Origin of the sequence: Methanospirillum lacunae, from assembly GCF_003173355.1 — an archaeon.
Classification (GTDB): Archaea; Halobacteriota; Methanomicrobia; order Methanomicrobiales; family Methanospirillaceae; genus Methanospirillum; species Methanospirillum lacunae.
In genome coordinates, this window is the sequence record NZ_QGMY01000001.1 from 1 (window position 1) to 17,646 (window position 17,646).

General features: G+C 44.3%; 20 protein-coding genes. 12 read left to right on the plus strand and 8 right to left on the minus strand.

Annotated features, from left to right (window positions below; translation table 11 throughout):
- The 3 genes from DK846_RS00005 to DK846_RS00015 form a co-directional block, all read right to left on the minus strand.
- Nucleotides 1-1,734 (minus strand): PKD domain-containing protein (locus tag DK846_RS00005; RefSeq protein WP_181391543.1); only part of this gene is annotated, 1,734 nt, incomplete at its 3' end.
- A gap of 222 nt (nucleotides 1,735-1,956) precedes the next feature.
- Nucleotides 1,957-3,597 carry an ATP-dependent DNA ligase gene (locus tag DK846_RS00010; RefSeq protein WP_109966874.1) on the minus strand — a complete coding sequence of 547 codons (1,641 nt, stop codon included), beginning with the start codon at nucleotides 3,595-3,597 and terminating at the stop codon, nucleotides 1,957-1,959.
- 11 nt (nucleotides 3,598-3,608) lie between these two features.
- Nucleotides 3,609-4,466 carry an MBL fold metallo-hydrolase gene (locus DK846_RS00015; protein WP_109966875.1) on the minus strand — a complete coding sequence of 286 codons (858 nt, stop codon included), beginning with the start codon at nucleotides 4,464-4,466 and terminating at the stop codon, nucleotides 3,609-3,611.
- 203 nt (nucleotides 4,467-4,669) lie between these two features.
- On the opposite strand from DK846_RS00015, the gene DK846_RS00020 reads away from it, so the two are divergent.
- Complete coding sequence (locus tag DK846_RS00020) at nucleotides 4,670-5,170, plus strand: hypothetical protein (RefSeq protein WP_109966876.1); 501 nt, start codon at nucleotides 4,670-4,672, stop codon at nucleotides 5,168-5,170.
- 80 nt (nucleotides 5,171-5,250) lie between these two features.
- Here the strand turns inward: DK846_RS00020 and DK846_RS00025 are convergent, their stop codons facing one another.
- A complete protein-coding gene (locus tag DK846_RS00025; RefSeq protein WP_109966877.1) occupies nucleotides 5,251-6,369 on the minus strand; it encodes a TIGR04084 family radical SAM/SPASM domain-containing protein in 1,119 nt (372 codons plus the stop codon).
- A gap of 123 nt (nucleotides 6,370-6,492) precedes the next feature.
- Between DK846_RS00025 and DK846_RS00030 the strand changes: the two genes are divergently transcribed.
- From DK846_RS00030 to DK846_RS00040, 3 genes are read left to right on the plus strand one after another with little or no spacing between them, the layout of a single operon-like run.
- The gene (locus DK846_RS00030; protein WP_109966878.1) at nucleotides 6,493-6,876 is read left to right on the plus strand and encodes a response regulator; all 384 of its coding nucleotides are present in this window, start codon (nucleotides 6,493-6,495) and stop codon (nucleotides 6,874-6,876) included.
- Nucleotides 6,842-7,123, plus strand: a complete 282-nt coding sequence (locus DK846_RS00035; protein ID WP_109966879.1) for a hypothetical protein — start codon at nucleotides 6,842-6,844, stop codon at nucleotides 7,121-7,123. The genes DK846_RS00030 and DK846_RS00035 overlap by 35 nt, the downstream gene beginning before the upstream one ends.
- Nucleotides 7,104-8,216, plus strand: coding sequence for a putative sulfate/molybdate transporter (locus DK846_RS00040; protein WP_109966880.1), 1,113 nt, complete (start codon nucleotides 7,104-7,106; stop codon nucleotides 8,214-8,216). Before DK846_RS00035 ends, DK846_RS00040 begins: the two co-directional genes overlap by 20 nt.
- Nucleotides 8,217-8,276: 60 nt before the next feature.
- Here DK846_RS00040 and DK846_RS00045 read toward each other — a convergent pair whose 3' ends face one another.
- Complete coding sequence (locus DK846_RS00045; protein WP_109966881.1) at nucleotides 8,277-8,852, minus strand: YbhB/YbcL family Raf kinase inhibitor-like protein; 576 nt, start codon at nucleotides 8,850-8,852, stop codon at nucleotides 8,277-8,279.
- Nucleotides 8,853-9,062: 210 nt separating this feature from the next.
- Here DK846_RS00045 and DK846_RS00050 point away from each other — a divergent pair, with 210 nt between their 5' ends.
- Together DK846_RS00050 and DK846_RS00055 are read left to right on the plus strand one after the other, a co-directional pair.
- A complete protein-coding gene (locus DK846_RS00050; protein WP_109966882.1) occupies nucleotides 9,063-10,475 on the plus strand; it encodes a SpoIIE family protein phosphatase in 1,413 nt (470 codons plus the stop codon).
- A gap of 54 nt (nucleotides 10,476-10,529) precedes the next feature.
- Entirely contained in the window at nucleotides 10,530-10,922 is a 393-nt protein-coding gene (locus DK846_RS00055; RefSeq protein ID WP_109966883.1) for a PaaI family thioesterase, read from the plus strand.
- Nucleotides 10,923-10,963: 41 nt separating this feature from the next.
- Here DK846_RS00055 and htpX read toward each other — a convergent pair whose 3' ends face one another.
- Nucleotides 10,964-11,845: a zinc metalloprotease HtpX gene (htpX, locus tag DK846_RS00060; protein WP_109966946.1), complete on the minus strand. Its 882-nt coding sequence runs from the start codon at nucleotides 11,843-11,845 to the stop codon at nucleotides 10,964-10,966.
- A 213-nt stretch (nucleotides 11,846-12,058) separates the two neighbouring features.
- Here htpX and DK846_RS00065 point away from each other — a divergent pair, with 213 nt between their 5' ends.
- Nucleotides 12,059-12,877, plus strand: coding sequence for a pyrroline-5-carboxylate reductase dimerization domain-containing protein (locus tag DK846_RS00065; protein ID WP_109966884.1), 819 nt, complete (start codon nucleotides 12,059-12,061; stop codon nucleotides 12,875-12,877).
- A 53-nt stretch (nucleotides 12,878-12,930) separates the two neighbouring features.
- On the plus strand, nucleotides 12,931-13,380 hold the full coding sequence (locus DK846_RS00070) for a PPC domain-containing DNA-binding protein (RefSeq protein WP_109966885.1): 450 nt from the start codon (nucleotides 12,931-12,933) through the stop codon (nucleotides 13,378-13,380).
- 14 nt (nucleotides 13,381-13,394) lie between these two features.
- Here the strand turns inward: DK846_RS00070 and cofC are convergent, their stop codons facing one another.
- A complete protein-coding gene (cofC, locus tag DK846_RS00075) occupies nucleotides 13,395-14,042 on the minus strand; it encodes a 2-phospho-L-lactate guanylyltransferase (RefSeq protein ID WP_245926411.1) in 648 nt (215 codons plus the stop codon).
- A 114-nt stretch (nucleotides 14,043-14,156) separates the two neighbouring features.
- Here cofC and cofG point away from each other — a divergent pair, with 114 nt between their 5' ends.
- The 4 genes from cofG (at nucleotide 14,157) to DK846_RS00095 (ending at nucleotide 17,148) form a co-directional block, all read left to right on the plus strand.
- Nucleotides 14,157-15,194, plus strand: coding sequence for a 7,8-didemethyl-8-hydroxy-5-deazariboflavin synthase CofG (cofG, locus tag DK846_RS00080; RefSeq protein WP_109966886.1), 1,038 nt, complete (start codon nucleotides 14,157-14,159; stop codon nucleotides 15,192-15,194).
- Nucleotides 15,191-15,907 (plus strand): phosphoribosylaminoimidazolesuccinocarboxamide synthase, encoded by a 717-nt coding sequence (gene purC / locus DK846_RS00085; RefSeq protein WP_109966887.1) that lies wholly within the window; start codon nucleotides 15,191-15,193, stop codon nucleotides 15,905-15,907. Before cofG ends, purC begins: the two co-directional genes overlap by 4 nt.
- A gap of 151 nt (nucleotides 15,908-16,058) precedes the next feature.
- Nucleotides 16,059-16,337: a ferredoxin-thioredoxin reductase catalytic domain-containing protein gene (locus tag DK846_RS00090; protein ID WP_109966888.1), complete on the plus strand. Its 279-nt coding sequence runs from the start codon at nucleotides 16,059-16,061 to the stop codon at nucleotides 16,335-16,337.
- A 43-nt stretch (nucleotides 16,338-16,380) separates the two neighbouring features.
- On the plus strand, nucleotides 16,381-17,148 hold the full coding sequence (locus tag DK846_RS00095) for a DUF4013 domain-containing protein (RefSeq protein WP_109966889.1): 768 nt from the start codon (nucleotides 16,381-16,383) through the stop codon (nucleotides 17,146-17,148).
- 35 nt (nucleotides 17,149-17,183) lie between these two features.
- Here DK846_RS00095 and DK846_RS00100 read toward each other — a convergent pair whose 3' ends face one another.
- The gene (locus DK846_RS00100; protein ID WP_109966890.1) at nucleotides 17,184-17,636 is read right to left on the minus strand and encodes a universal stress protein; all 453 of its coding nucleotides are present in this window, start codon (nucleotides 17,634-17,636) and stop codon (nucleotides 17,184-17,186) included.
- Nucleotides 17,637-17,646: the final 10 nt, after the last annotated feature.

Below are 17,646 nucleotides of genomic sequence, written 5' to 3' on the forward strand. Positions count from 1 at the left end.
ACTGGTTATGTTCCCACCGGTTGAACGATTCGTAAACGACACCGTCAACGGAGCATAACCACTGCTTACATCTGAACTGAAATTTGCTATAACCGTTGGACAAGGTTCATTTTCAACAGAAATTGTATGAAATACACTAGAATAATTATCACAACTATTACCGGCAGTCAGATTGACTGAATAAAGACCGCTTCGATTGAACGTATGAACTGGATCAGCAACATTTGAGCCAGTACTATTATCTCCAAAGTCCCATTGCCAACTGGTTATGTTCCCACCGGTTGAACGATTCGTAAACGACACCGTCAACGGAGCATAACCACTACTTACATCTGAACTAAAATTTGCTACTACCGCAGGACAAGGTTCATTGAATACAGTAAAAATTACAGACTCCGTACTTTGAGTCTGATCGGGATTTTTTACCTGAACCGTATAATTGCCAGAGACCAGATAGGTCAGATCAAATGATGTAATAATATTAGAAGAATTGATAAAGGTAACCTCACTGGAGTTTGTCAGATTGAATGTGCTATTACTCAGATTAACGAGTAAACCTGATGAAAAGCCAGAACCTGAAACGTAAATTGCAACATTATTATCTCCCTGAACACCTGAAGAAGGAGATATGGAAAAGATTGATGGATTCGTCTTGTTAACAAACAGGCCGTAAAGTCTGGTACCCTCTACAAGTTCTGAAGAACCATTGAAAGAAATTGAATGTTGTTCTTTGTTAAGAGATGAAGGGATTATGGACCAATCATCATTATCTGTAGCCATTATTCGGATATTTTCTTCAGGATATCCAGTTGGTATATCTGAAGGATTATAGTTTAAGGTGAGTGAGTCAAAAGAACCCGTATCTGTACGGGTAATATTTACATAATTATTCAAACTTACGAATGAATCATCAGGACCTCTTGGTGTTGAAGGTGTATTGAAAGATAATGGCCCACTCATATTGGATGAAGAGACATTTACACCGCCATTCCCACCAATATGTAAATTGTAAAAGGATAGATTACGCGATTGGGAATCAATAAAGAGATCTTTTCCACCCGACTGATTCTGTAGTACAGAAGAAAAAATAACGAGGTTGGACGTATTATTAAGGTTCAATCCACCTCCTGAATTTTCTATTGATATCAGATTGTGAATTACCCCTAATGAAGAATCTTTTAGTTGCAATCCCGGACGGTTGGACGCTGAAATTGTGTTGGCTGTCGATGTAACATTGGTAATGTAAAAATTGTGAGCCCCAGTTAATGACACCCCCCCTTCAATATTTGAAGAAACAGTACTATTATCGATAGTTAGGCCATCTATAGATGGCAGAACAATCCCTCCATTTGTATTCTGAAAACAGGATACATCACGGATTGATACATTATAATTATGATTACCAGTTCCGCCAGATATTGCAGAACTAGAAATTCCGTGTAGGGAAATATTTGAAAGTTGAATATCAGATACCCCGGAAGAGAATAATAATCCAGCGGATTGACTTTTAACTTCAAAATTATCCATGGATGTTGAATTACTCACAACAAAAGCATAACCACTTGAATTAATCAGAGGAGTTCCATTATACCCAATGAGGGAGGTTTCATTTTTGATAATAAATGGACCCGTATACGCTGTTGATGAAGAACCATTTACCAGGATCTGCTCACCAACCGGAAGAGACTGATTAAGAGAATCGGAGAGACTCCAGGGACTATCAAAACTACCCACCCCTTCTTCTGATAGTGCATTAACCGAGACATATTTCTCTGCAGTAACCGGAAAATATGTAAATAAAATAAATATCCCCAATAGTAAAAGAATAAAATGAAATCGCTTAAACCCACCCATGAATTAAGGTTAGCAGGAATGTGTATAATAATTCCGATTTTATTTTTTATATAAAATGAAAATAAAATTACGAAATTATAATGTCATCCCTTTACATTAATATTACCGCAATTCAGGATGTATTGTTAGGTATCTCTCTTCAATATCCCCTATCGTATTCGCTTCCCTGATGTCCTTATCATCCCGGACCCGAACAAACCTTGGAAAACGGAGTGTAAAACCGCCTTCATAATTCGGGCTTTGCTGAATCTCTGAGTACCCAATCTCAAACACAATCCTGGGCTCAAAGAATATCATCTTCCCTTCTGAATGGATGACTTCATCTTTGAGAGTACTATAGAGCCAGGTGAGTTGTTCATCTGAAAGACCGGTAGCTACCCGGCTTACCGGAACAAGTTGGTCATCCTGGCGTGCAGCAAGCAGAAACGATCCATATACATGAGCTCGCTTACCTTCTCCCCATTCAGCACCTATAGCAACCAGATCAAGAGTATCCACTTCAGGTTTGATCTTTACCCAATCCTTTCCTCTCATTCCCGGAGTGTAACGAGAGTTCGGTAATTTCAGCATCACACCCTCATGCCCGTTATCCAGGGCCTGGTGGTAGTACTGTTCTATTTCAATAAGATCACTACTTACAAGTTGGGGAGTTGCATAGTCTCTCAATACCTCTGTAAGGATCTTCCGCCTCTCTGAAAAAGACTGATCAAGCAAAATTTCCCCATCAAGGAGGAGAATATCAAAAACATTGGGAACCAGCTTGATCGCCTCTACGGCATCGGCTACCCCATGTTTTCGCCTAAACCGCTTAAGAACCGTCTGAAACGGCATCGGTCTCCCATCCTTAATGGCAATAACCTCACCATCAAGAATGAGATTATGATCTGTCGCATTCAGCAACATAGAGACAACATCAGGCAGGGAATTGGTCACATCCTCAAGTTTTCGTGAGTACATCCTACCTGTTGAACCCTGTTTATGAAACTGAAACCGTGCTCCATCGTATTTATACTCTACTGCAATTGTCCCGGCATCAGCTATAACTTCAGAGATAGTTCCTTGTCGGGCCAACATCATCCGCACCGGATGAAAGAGGTGAAGTCTTACATGAGACAGAGCCTCTTTTCCTTGAGAGGCTAACAATGCCACTTCGCCCATATCATTGAGAATCTGTTGGGCATGCTCGACAAGACCGGAGTCAACATCGAAGGCTTTTGCAATTGCATCGCGGAGGTTCCCCTCGCCGACCCCAATCCTCATGTCGTCAAGCAAAATGCCGGTGATGTAATGGCCTTCAAGGGGCGTAGCTACTGAAAACAATCGCTGGATTATCCGAAGCCGCTCTTTTTGAGATTTACCACCTTCTGCCTGGGCAATCGCTTCAAACGATGAATACACCTCTGCAAGTGTAAGTTCTTCAGAAAAGAATGAGGTTTGAGATTTACTTTCAAGCATCTCTTCAACTGCCCTGCCAAGATCTCCCACCGAATTGAGCGTTGAAAGAACCTTCTCGCGGTTTCTTCCGGTAACATATGCCACAGATTCATAGAGTAAATTAGGACCTATACCTAGTTTGAGTGGACTCCAGTCAGGAAAGGGTTTGCCCAGAATCAGCCGAACAAAGATTGGGAGATCCGGACATTCCACCTCACGAATTGCATTACTCAGAAGATCAATAGTATCAAGCCTACCTTTGATAGACTCAATTTTTCTACAAAGTTCTGCAAAAAACAAAAAATTCAGTCAGATCACCATCACAGACTGAACTGGTATTGCCAGCATTCATCACAGCAGGATTCACGGGAAGAACCCTGTTTTTTTCGCATCGGAGCTTTTCCTTCCAATTCTACTGTGGAAGCAGCAAATAGTTCCACAGACTCAGCATGGAGGGACAGTCCTTCCTGGGCTGATGAAAGAGCCAGAGCAGGTTCGTTGTTCTCTTCAGATAGATGTGCAAGAATTGCCAGATGAATCGAATCACCTATCTCACGAAGTACCGCTGCGGCATCAGGGTTTGAAAGATGACCACGATTTCCCGCAATTCTTCGTTTGAGAAACTCAGGGTATGGCCCGGTCCTGAGCATTTCAGGACAATGATTTGATTCAAGGATAACTCCATCTGCCCGGGATATTACTGACATCATGCTCTCGGTTACTATTCCAGTATCAGTGCAATAACAAAGCCTTGTTGAACCTTCACTGATCAGGTATCCACATGGCTCTGTTGCATCATGCGAGATTGCAAACGGTTCGACGATAAAATTACCGATCTCATATTGTGTTCCACATTTGATGGTCTGCACAGGGAAGCGTACCGGACTTGTTCGCTGCCTGATAAAAGCATCCATCGTACCCACTGTGCCATAGGCAGTTTTTTGGAGATTATTCCCAACCGCAGCAAGACCCTTGATATGATCACCATGCTCATGTGTGACCAAAATTCCATCTATCAGATCGGACCTGCCACCTGATTCAGCAAGGCGACCTTGCTTAGTTTTAGTCCCGAGGAGTTCCCGTGCTGAGCGGCCTGCATCAACTAAAAGAGCGCTCCCATCACCCTCAAGATAAACGCAATTGCCCTTGCTTCCACTCGCAAGGACTGATATCTTCATTACCTGATTATTTGTTCAGATAATGCATAAAATCAGAGCATCATATCATAGACATGTCCACTGATCAGAAAAAATCCTCTGATTTGTCTAACACATTTCTGATGGTATCTGTATCATAATTCTGCAAGTATTGAGAATATAGAGAATATAGAGAATATGTTTAATGTAACTTCACCCGTTATTGTAAGGCTGGTGTTTTACTTATGAAGCATAATGCAAGTGTAATATATGTGATAGCAGTTCTAGGATTGCTTTTAATGGCAACCATGTTCAGCGGATGTACTAGCTCCGACAAGTCATCAACTCAGGCAAAGACCACCACCGCCCCAACAACCGCTCCGGTCAAGACCGCAGCCTCTACCTCTGTTCCAACAGTCGAACAGACAGTAAAGGTTCCAGCAACCCAGGCAGCAGCAGCCGCTCCGGTAGAAGCAAAGGAAGCACCAAAGACAGCCAATGTCTCTGCATCCAACACATCATCTAACGCATCTGCATCTACATCTACAGTAACAGTTTCCAGAGAAAAAACCGTTACTAATGATACCACAAAGGTCAACACAACAGTATCTGTATCCAAGGAAACTGTAAAAGAGACCAGTGGAAACCAGACCAAGACTCCATCAGAGTCAAAGAACGCAACCTCATCCAATGCAACCGCGGCAAAGTCCCCGGCAACTGCATCAAATAAGACTGCAACACTCTGATCGTTTATAATTAGCATTCAAACCCGGGCAAGACCTGCCCCCGGATGAATACTTTTTTTAGATAAAACAATAGTGCGGGATTAAGGGATAATCTCGCATCCATTGTACTTCTCGTGATTAAAGTCTGTCATTGTGATAACACCGGTATTGAGAAGATATTGAATCCGTGGAAGTAAATCTGACAATACCTTAAATAATTCTCTGACAGTTGTACACACAAGTTCACGCCCCTCCTGTGGCCAGGGCTCAAGAACTGCAGAATAGAGACATCTTCCACCACAGAGATCTCGAATATCACATACTGCACAGGCTCCGGGAACAGGGACATCGGGTAGATTCCGAATATCTGCAGTGGTGATCGTTCCCAGATAATAATCGGCCATCCCTATCATAATCGGACATGGCGAAATCTGACCATTTGTTAAAACTGTGTAGTTTGCAAATCCAGATCCGCATCTAAGCCGGGAAGAGCGTTTGAGAAGCAAATCTTCAACCGGATCGATAAACGGATACCATCTCTCGACAACCCCGGTCTGTTCCATCCGGGATACCCATTCTTCTGCTAGATGTTTAATGCCCGGAAGGTACGATTTTTTTACCCAGGATTCAAAGTTTCTAATCTGAAAATCATTCCAGAAGTTAGCATCAATTTGCCAGTGAATGGATGAAAATGAGTATTCAGCATTGTGAGAGAGATGAAGGACTGATTTTTGGATATCAACAGGTTCATGAACTGTCATCCTGGCAATTATCTCACCCACATATCCATTAGCAAGAATGTTCTGAATATTGTCCATTACCCGTTGATAGGTGCCTAACCCCCTGCCAGTATCAGTTGTCTCTTTATCACCATCGATTGAGATCAGAATCGTCTCAAACCTGTTTACGATTTCTGAAGGGAGCCGGTGAAGAAGAATGCCATTTGTCTGGATCATGAAACGGGTGTCAGGGAGATCTTCCATGATTCGGATGATGAGATCACTGCGAAGCGTCGGCTCACCACCGATAAATGTGACAACTACTCCGGGATCTCGGGAAAGAAAGGAGTACAGGTCAGTGAGATCGTAAGTGGCATCTACTGGGATGTCTGCATCGAAAGAGATCTCATCACGTTCCAGTTCAGGGGTATCAAATATTTTCCCCCGGCAGTAATTACAAGCGAGATTGCAGGAGTCCGTGAGAAAGAGATGAATATACACACAAATCCCATAAAATTAGACATACCTCTGATATGAAGATCACTGCCGAACATGCGATAAACCTCAGTTACTCATTTCACAAAGAAAATATGTGGGTATACCATACATACCTACACACGTTTCATGACTCATCGAATTCTTCTCCTTGATGACGAACCAGCCATCTGTGAGATCACCTCAATACTCCTGAAGAAACTCGGGTATGATGCTGTTATTACCAGTAAAGGAGAAGATTCAATTGAAGCATATCGGGCGGCACTTGATCAGGGTGCACGATTTGATGTTGTCATACTTGATCTATCCGTTCCCGGGGGACCTGGAGGTAAAGAGGTCATAGCCGCCCTTCTGGAGATGGATCCAAAAGTAAAAGCACTTGTATCAAGTGGCGATGCAAACGATCCTGCAGTCTCACGATTCAGGGACTTTGGATTCACCGGGGTTCTCATGAAGCCATATACAAAGGCTGTTCTTGATGAAACCATCAAAAAGGTCATTAGCCCTGAGTGATCAGGATAATAGTTTCACCTGTTCAGATGTCACTGAACTCCTCTTCTATGGCAATATAGCCTTTTTTGAATTGGTCATCCACCTCACCGGGCAACAACTTGTTGATCAGATCGAGGGATTAATATCAGATAGAGAATTCAAGACCGGGATGAGTTTTTTTAATAAAGGGCAGAGGTGTATACCCTGGTCCAGGGCACTTTCAGTCCCTGTCATGTCGTGTGAGGAGTATGCTAACTGTACAACCTGAGGATGGTGACTTTTTCAGAATAACACTTGGAAATATTGCCGGATCAGTGGGCAACTTTGGGACAATAATTCCTCTCTTCTTTGCCGTATCACTTGCAACCGGTATGTCCCTTTCATTAATGCTCCTCTCCTGTGGGATATGGTATATCATCACTGGTTTCGTGTACAAAATCCCAATATCAGTAGAACCGCTCAAAGCAGTAGCCGCAGTTGCTATAGCCGGAGGAGTTACCACCGGAGAGATTGCTGCATCTGGTATCATTACCGGGACTCTCTTCTGTCTGGTTGGCCTGAGCGGAAAGATGCAATGGTTGGCAACCAGAATTCCATCTTCGGTTGTACGCGGGATTCAACTCGCGCTCGGGTTGATCCTTCTCAGGAGTGCAATCATGGAATTCGGGATACATGATCTTTCCTTCTTCATTTTCTGTCTTGTGATCCTGGCTTTGTTTTTACTTGGAAAAAGGCTGGTTCACCTGCCTGATCTTTCTGCTCTCGTCATCCTCTGTATCGGAATAATCGCACTTTTAAGTACAACTGGAATTCCAACAGCGGCTCTTCCCACTCTTCCTATCGTATCATTACCAAATTATCAGGAGTATGTGACAGCGACATGGGTTCTTGTCATCCCCCAGATCCCGCTTACACTGGCAAATTCAATTCTTGCGACAGCACTTCTTTCAACCGAACTATTTCATCGCAGAATCACTCCAGACAAATTGAGTTTTACTATTGGAGCAATGAGTCTTTCCACATCAATTCTTGGAGGATTTCCCATGTGTCACGGGGCAGGGGGGGTAGCTGCACATTACCGTTTCGGTGCACGCTCTGGTTGTGCTATGATTATAGGTGGTATAATTCTTATCTGTGGGTCGGTATTTCTTACAAACCCTGAAACTCTAACTGCAATTCCGGGAGGAGTATTTGGAGCCTTGCTTTTTGCTGTTGCTCTAGAACTTATTGGACATGGGTTAAAGACTGAAGAACCTCTTGTTTCCATGGTGATGGCATTCATCGCTATTCCAGCTGGGATCGCTGTTGCATTCATAGCCGGGTTACTTTTTGCAGAATTATCCAGTTATTTTCGGCGATAATGTAAGATAGAAATATCAGAAAAAAAAGGAAACTGGAATTTTCGATGGGAATGAGAGATGTCACTGCCCAAAGAAAGTAATACTTCTGGCCTTTGCCAGAACATGTCCTTCCATTGCTGCATCTACATGTGACCGGTCTGCAGGATTAGGTTTGATTACTGAATCGAGGGCATAAAGTGTAAAAATATACCGGTGGGTTTGCCCTCCCGTGGGGCATGGTGGGTAATATCCCTTTGACCCTAATGAATTTACCCCCTGATACCCGGATCCAGCACGATCTGCAGCAGGGACCTGATTGGGGGGTATCGCTTCATCCCCAGGATTTAGATTATACACAATCCAGTGTGTAAACACATTATCTCGAGCATCGGGATCATCCATAATAAGAACTATTGATTTTGTTTCTGTAGGAGCATTTTTCCAAAATATTGACGGAACCTGTCCAGGACCCATACAGGTGTATCTGGTGGGAAGGGTTGACCCATTAATTGCAGAACTGACTGACACCACAAATGATTTGTTGGATAGGCTATCAGCACCACTCTGACCTTTCTGACTCTCTGAAGCCTGGATACAACCGGAGACCAGGACTCCTGATACCAGAATCAAGAGGAATATATAATGAAATATTTTCATACGATTCTATCTACGCCAGGATTATTGAGACTTTCGAATTATTCTCATCTTCATCGGGTGTGCGAGATATGATAAACTCAGATAGTTGGATTACTCATACGGGGATAGAAACTGATCAGGATAAATCTCCCGGAGTATACTTTTCTTATCAATTCAGGGGATCACTTCATCCAGGGATGATGGACAAGAATCCTTACCAAAAGTGAGTACATGGCAACATTTTTCGATCTCATCATAGGAAACATCAGAACCTGTATCGTTCTCCTGCAGATGGTTTGCGTGATCATCGTCATCACGTATTTGATCATGAGATCACGCTTTTTTATAGATTTTCAAAATAGGGCACTCACCTGGAAGAGTTCGATCCTTATGATCCTGCTCTTTGGTCTTGTATCTATATACGGGACTGAAAGTGGAATCTATGCTTTTGGTGCTCAGATAAATATCAGGGACCTCGGCCCTATGGCAGCGGGTCTGACCTGTGGACCGCTGGTCGGGCTAGGAGCGGGTATCATCGGCGGGCTATACCGGTACTTCATTACAGGGGGTATCTCTCAACTTGCCTGCACCATAGCTGCCATCATTGCGGGCCTTATTGGTGGAACAGTCTATCTCCTCAACAAAAAGCAGTTCATTGGTGTTAAAGGTGCGATTATTACCGCGGGCTGCATGGAACTTATTCATATGGGGCTCGTACTTCTGCTTGGAAAGCCTTTTGATCAGGCACTCGCACTTGTCTTACAGGTAGTTCTCCCTATGACTATTGCAAACATGGTTGGGATCGGAATATTCTCTTTCATCTACATGAATCTGATTCAGGAACGAGAAACTGCCAATGAACGTGATCGGATTAGGACAGATCTTCAACGGAAACAGGCAGAACTCTCTATTGCACGCGATATCCAACTCAGCTTTCTCCCAGACACAATCCCCTCAATAAATGGATACCAGATTTCACCCGTCAGCCTGCCAGCCCGGGAGGTTGGTGGAGACTTTTACGATGTCATCATCCCGGTTTCACAGGATAAAATAGGGATCCTGATCGCAGACGTATCTGGAAAAGGAGTGCCTGCAGCCTTGTTCATGGCCCTCTCCCGGACGATTACCCGTACCAATGCAACATGGCATAAATCTGCAGTGAGCGTGATCACAGAGACAAACACAATGATCTGCGCTGATGCACGATCAGGTATGTTTGTCACTCTTTTCTTCGGCGTGCTAAATCCAGACAGACGGACTTTCACCTATGTTAATGCAGGGCACAACCACCCACTCATATTCAGGGATAACGGCACCAAAGAGGAACTCACCACTACCGGCCCCGCGCTCGGGATCATGGACGATATCAGGTATACAGAACAGACTACAACCATCAATCCTGGTGATATCATGGTCATGTATACTGATGGTGTCACCGAATCTGTAAACCGAAACAATGAGGAATTTGGTGTAGAACGACTAGAATCAATCATTGACGAGCATCGATGCTCTTCTGCTGAAGAGATCAGGGATGTCATCATAAAAACAGTAAATGAATATACTGATGGACAGGATCAATTCGACGATATCACGATAATAGTTATGAAAGGAGAGGAACACGGCAGTTTCTGTACTGGAACCTAACGATTCTCCTAATCATTCCGACAAACCGATACCGGACAAATACAGACTTCTACTATGGATGATGCAACAACATTCCTCAATGCAGATCCCTTTTCCAAACAACTTGGAATCAGGCTGATAAGTTCTTCACCAGGAAAGTCAACCCTCCATCTTGATATTTCAGAGAACCATCTCAACAGTCATGGAACAGTCCACGGAGGAGTAATCTTCTCCCTCGCTGATGTCGCCTTCGCCGTTGCCAGCAACACAAGCGGAATCCCTGCTGTTGCAATCAATACCAGCATTACCTATATGAAAGCCGCTTCATCAGGTACCCTGATTGCAGAGGCAAATGAGTTTTCATCAAACCCGAAACTCGGATCATATGTCGTGGAGGTGTATGATCAAAATAGGGAGAAGATTGCTGTTTTTCAGGGACTTGCATACCGGAAGTCTCCAAGAAAATAATACAAAAGAAAAAAACAGCCAGATGGCTGTTTACATTTGTTTTAATATCCACGCAGTTCTGACTCAACTTTGCGAAGGTTCTCAATCCGCTTCTCAAGTGGAGGATGAGTGGAGAAGAGACTTGCAAGAGTCTTGCCAGATATTGCTGGAATGATGTAGAAGGCGTTTGCTCCTTCTGCAGCAACCTTGGCCTCAGCAGGGATGTATTCCATACGGCCGCTAATCTTGGTTAATGCAGAGATGAGTGCTTCAGGATTATTGGTTATATATGCACTCCCTCTGTCTGCTGCAAACTCACGATACCGGGAAAGAGCCATCATCAGGAGTGTTGCAACCACCCAGACAACGGCGGCAACAATACCTGCAATGATCCAGGCACCTGCTCCTCCTTCACGCCGATCAAAGATTGAGGCAAAGAGGAAGTTCTGCATGATCATTGATGCGATCATCGCAATGAATGAAGCTAGTGTCATAGTGAGGATATCACGATTCTTTATATGTGAGAGCTCATGGGCTAAGACCGCTTCAAGTTCCTGCTGATTCAGGGTCCTCATAATCGAATCAGTCACTGCGACCACTGCATGAGTCGGGCTTCTCCCGGTAGCAAATGCATTCGGGATAGGTGACTGCATTACTGCAACTTTTGGTTTTGGAAGGCCTGCTTCAGTACAGAGTTTTTCAATCATCCTGTGAAGGCCGGGTTCTTCATCCTCTTCGACAATACGGGCACCGGTGGACATCAGAACCAGTTTGTCAGAGAAGAAGTACTGGACAAGACCCATGACAACTGAGATGATAATAATAAATCCGATACTCAGTTTGAGTGCCATGAGGATGCCGATAAATACAAGATATACCAGGAGGAGCAGGGACCAGGTGATAAAAACCCGGTAGGTCAAACCCCAGTCACGTTTCCAGATCATAGTATATACGTATGCGAGCACGTCATCATAAACATTATCTGCAAAGTTCCAGATTATCCCGGAAATTTCACCTTCTTCTGCAGAACGAGCAGTTTCCTGAAGAGAAACCTTATCAGGAGAAAAAGAATAATCAACCAAAACTCATTCTATCGGATTGATTACACCGGTGATCCCGCATCAGAACTGATAAACCATCAAAATCAACCTGGTACCATGAAGTCCATCGGGTTTATCGGATACGGACAGATGAACTGTATGCTTGTGGAGGGGTTTTTACAGACCTCTGCTCTTAATCCAGAAGATATCATCATCAGTACCAGAACCAGGGAAAAGGTAAACCCACTGCTTGAAAGATATCCTGAAATCAGGATTGCTACATGTAACAGTGAGGTAGCAGAAGTAGCAGACCTGATAATTATCGGGGTCAAACCACTTGAGGTAACCGGGATCCTCAAAGAGATCAGTGGAGTCAGAGACAATGAGATTCATATCATCTCACTTGCGGCATGTGTCAGTACTGATCTGCTAGCACAGATTCATCCAGGAAAGATAACAAGAATCCTCCCTTCAGTCTGTTCAACTGTTGGCGAAGGGATCTCACTTTGCTACCACCACCACAGAGTAACTCCAGACTGTGCGAGATATGTCGAGGAACTCTTTACTGCTATCAGCACCGTTAAATTAGTAAAAGAGGAACTCTTTGAACCTGCAGGAGACATGATGAGTTGTGCTCCTGCCTTTCTCTCACGGTTTTTTCTTGAGTTCGCCCTGGCAGGTTCACGACATAGTACACTCACACTCAATGAATGTCTTGAGATGGTTGTATCCACTGCATTTGGTACAGCTCTTATGCTTCAGGAAGGAATGGAGCCGGAAGATCTGATACGAAGGGTAGCCACACCAGGAGGAATCACAGAAGAAGGAGTAAAAATACTTGAGAGAGATCTCCCTGCTGTCTTTGACAGACTCTTTGAAACAACATTATCAAAGTATGATCTTGTCAAAACCAGGGTATCAGAGACCTTCAATTAAAAAACCATAATAAATCAGTATAGTTCGAATAAATGTGGAGATAAACAGGTAGTATGGAATATGCTTCAGGTACCCAGGGACGAATCTTTTATATCAGATTTGATCATGGAGAGAATCTTCTATCAGAACTACAGACCTTCATCAGCGAGAATAATATTCGATCTGGAATGATCCATCTTATTGGTGCCCTTTCGCAGGGAACCCTTGTCACCGGACCAAAAGAAACCGTTCTCCCCCCTGATCCGAATTGGCATTCATTTGATGATGCCCGGGAACTGGTGGGTATTGCAATGATAAGGGAGGGAACAGATGGTCCTGCAATCCATTTTCATTGTTCGACAGGACGGGGAGATTCATCTCTCACCGGATGTATCAGATCAGGAACAAAAGTATACATCGTAATAGAAGCAGTAATTACTGAGTTTGCAGGATTTACAGTGTTTACTGAAAAAAATGAAAAAATCGGCCTTGATCTTCCTATGCCACGCCAAAATCAGGAATAAAATCTGATATTAGATTAATTACGGGACACCCCAATCCTGCTTTTTCGAGATTCAATACGAAACCCTAACGACTGAAGATATTTTTTTGCATTTCCTGAAGTATGGAGGAGGACTTCAACCAAGTCATCCTGCTCATCAACGTCACAGTACAGCCTGAATGAGTCAATAACCGAACAGGTGAGACCTGCATCTGAAGCAAACCGTACATGCTTGAGATAACTGGTTCCGTAATATTGGGCCCTGAATTTGTCTGCAGACCTGATGTATACAGCATTGGTTCCACCACCCCGTCCCGGAACAATTGCCATGTCAGAGCCAGAGGTCATCAATGCTAATATTGAGGATCGATCTGCTAGTGCCAGATCGGCCATGATGATGGCAAGTGGTCCGGTGTTTGCGATACAAAAGATATCAATCGCCTCGTTCAGACCCTGATCCAGAATCTCAACCCGTACCTCTTCACCTTCAGGGAGTGTAAACGAAGCAGTTGAGAGAATCAGTGGATCGCATCCGGCACTCCTTATTGCACCTACAACATCGCGGAGCATGGCCAGGGCAAAGATCTCACGCTCCTCATCATTAAGTACGCATGAGAGACGTGTCTTAGGATTTTTCGGTTTAAAAGGGATTACTACCGGAACTCGCATGGTATCACAGGCCATCAATGACTGCTGTTACATGGTTAGCCGGAGTACGGGTTAAAGGAACCTGAGATGTCTTCATCAAAGACCGATTGATTACCCAGTACTACTAAAGTTAACCTGAACTTTCCAGATATGCCACCTGAAATCAACCCATCATTAGGACAACGTTCTAAGATTATTCACGGAGAAGAAGGGATCATCACCTTTTCCCGCAATGTCTTCCTTCCTCTTACATTCGTCTGCCAAAACCACTGTGGATACTGTACGTTCAGGCAGCCTCCCGGCACCGGATGCATGACCGAACCACACCAGGTACAAGAGATCCTTTCTAAAGGTCAGATATTCGGATGTACAGAGGCACTCTTCACCTTTGGTGAAAGACCTGAACTGGTTGCCGGGTTTCAACCTTATCTGAAATCTCTCGGCTACTCTACGATCCTTGAATACTGCGAGGAGATGTCAAAGCGTGCTTTAAAGGCCGGCATCCTGCCGCATACCAATGCAGGTGTTCTTACCAGTGAGGAGATGGAACGCCTTAAACCCCTGAACGCAAGCATGGGCCTGATGCTTGAGACAACAGCCGATATCCCTGCACACAGAGGATCACCGGGAAAGGCTCCGGAGGTACGGATAGAAATGATAGAAGAGGCGGGAAGACAGAAGATCCCGTTTACCACAGGACTCCTGATCGGAATCGGTGAGACCCGGGAAGACCGGAAAGAATCACTCCAGGTAATCAGCGATCTGCACCGCAGACACGATCATATCCAGGAGATCATCATCCAGAACTTCTGCCCAAAACCAGGCACTGATATGGCTGCATACCCGGGGGCAACTACTGAGATCATGAAGGATACAATCAGTCTGGCAGATGAGATACTACCAGAAGACATCTCAATTCAGATACCACCTAATCTTGCCGATTCCCGTACACTGCTCAGGTTCGGGGTGACTGATCTCGGCGGGGTCTCACCCGTAACCCCAGACTATGTAAACCCTGAACACCCCTGGCCGGGAATTGAGGAACTCAAAGGCCTGACCAGAGGATATAGCCTGCGTGAGCGTCTCTGTATTTATCCGAAATACATCAGAAAAGGGTGGTATCCACCAGGTCTGAAGGATTATATCATGAGGCTGGAGAACAGAATCACTGAGAGAGGAATGCAATGAGCATGGAGACCCCCCTGTATGAGGGGAAGGCCAAATCAGTGTACCAGACTCAAAATCCGGATGAACTGAGGGTTGTCTTCCGCAATGACATGACCGCTTTCAATGGTGTCAAGCACGACCAGTTTGAGAATAAAGGGCGGTTCAATGCGACTGCATCAGAGTTTTTCATGCGCCTTCTTGAAGAAAAAGGTGTTTCTACCCATTTTATCAACAGGCCTGACCCAGATACCATGATCGTCAAAAAACTCCAGATGATCCCACTCGAGGTAATTGTCAGGAACGTTGCTGCCGGTTCAATGGTGAAAAAGTACCCGATTCAGGAAGGCACTGTCCTTAATCCACCGGTTGTTGCGATCGATTACAAGGATGATGAACGCGGGGACCCGATGATCAACGATGAGATCATTTTCGCATTAGGAATCCTGAATCCAGAAGAACTTGGAGCAGTAAAGAAAGCAGCCCTTCGCATAAACGAAATCCTTTCAGTATTCTTTGATGAATATGGGATCAGGCTGGTTGACTTCAAACTGGAATTTGGAAAGGCAAAGGGTGCCATTATCCTCGGCGATGAGATCAGCATGGATTCAATGCGTCTCTGGGATAAGAGGACTGGAGAGTCGTTTGACAAGGATGTGTACCGGTTTGAGAAAGGAGACGTTATGACCGCATACCGCCGTGTCCTTGAGAGGATCATTCCGGGCTTTGGAGGATAAATCCCTTCATTTCCCCACAGTTATGTTACTCCCAGTGACCAAATCCGGGTATTCCGGGTATTAAAGATGGGATACCTGGATCAGGAGAAAAAAATCCTTGATTTTATGGTTCATCACAGCAAAATTCGTTCAGAAAGGATAGAGTGATAACATGAGTACAGAGCAGGAAGACGCAGTAAAGGCGTGGGCAGAAGGATATGCAAAGGAACATGGATGGATCCTTAACCCTGATGACAAACAGCGCGAGGCAGTAATCAAAGGACTTGCTCGCAATACTGAGCGGTTCGGATTCAGATATTGTCCTTGCAGGATCAGGTCAGGAGATCTTGAAAAGGACAAGCGTATCATTTGTCCATGCGTGTTTCACCAGGATGAACTGGACCAGGCTGGTCACTGTACATGTAATTTCTTTTATGACAAAGATGAGTAATCACCTCATTTTTCCTGCTCTTTATATCTTTTATTAATACAGGATGCAAAAACCTGCCAACTCATTTCGATATCTTGATACGCTGTATGCTCCTGATTATGTACCACAGGAAGCAGACATGGGATCATACTCTGCAATTCTCTCGGATGGATCCGAGTACGTAAGAGAAGGACTTGTTGAGAAGTGGCAGCGATGGGTGATCCTCATCCTGCTGCTCGTCATCCAGGCCTTCACAATCTGTATCATTCCGTTGTTCAATGGATACCTCGTCAGGATCTATGGATCAACCAGTAATGATGCCCCCAACATTGATGACTACAAGCGTCTCTTTGTTGACGGCTGGAAATTGAACATTGTCACCATCCTCTACATGATTCCGGCAGTTATCGTCGGCGTAGTGCTTGGTCTTTTAAGCATTGCTCCAATCATGGCAGCAGTTCTTGGAAGAGGTCGCATAGACGAGATTCTGGGTTTAGTTGCAGGCAGCATCGGGCTGGTTGTTACCGGTCTAATCTTTGCGATCATCACTTTGATCATGTACATGGCTTTTGTCCATTTCTCAAGAAGTGGCAAAATCATTGATGCATTCAGTGTTGGTGAAATTACAAAAAAGATAGGAGATGGAATCGGCTGGGCTTCCTATGTATTTATGTGGGTAATCATCTGGATCATCTCAATGATTCTCTGTGTCATCATCATGGGGCTCAATGTTATTCCACCACTCGGTGTTACCGTTGGTATCGTGCTCACCCCACTCTGGGCAGTTTTCATTGCAAAAGTAACCCGCAACGTATATGACAACAAACTCTGATTGAAATCAGGGTTCTTTTTTTCCTAGTTTCCAGATTATTCTGGTTTGACTACCAGGACAGTAACCTGGCTCTGATGGACAACACCAGTGCTTACACTACCAAGGATTAACCTTCCAGCCATACCTTTGCCACTTGATCCAACTACAATCAGGTCATTTCCGTGTGACTGGGAGAACTCAATCAGGCCCTCAACTGCATCCCCGACACGGGTATGAATTGCAACTTCATAGCCTTCTTCTTTTGTAACTGCTCTTATAGAATCAAAGAGTTCATTTTCTTCCATTTGAAGAAGACTTGTATGGGTTGCACTGCCGTTTTTCTCGTGAACAACGATGTCCTGTTCAGCACACTGTGCATAGATTCGCGGCGGTATAACAAAGAGAAGATCCAATGTTGCGTTCAGCAGTTTTGCAAGCCTGACAGCATCGCGTAATGCTTTCATGCTTTCTGGTGAACCGTCAACACCAATGAGAATCCGCTTGTACATAGAATTTCTA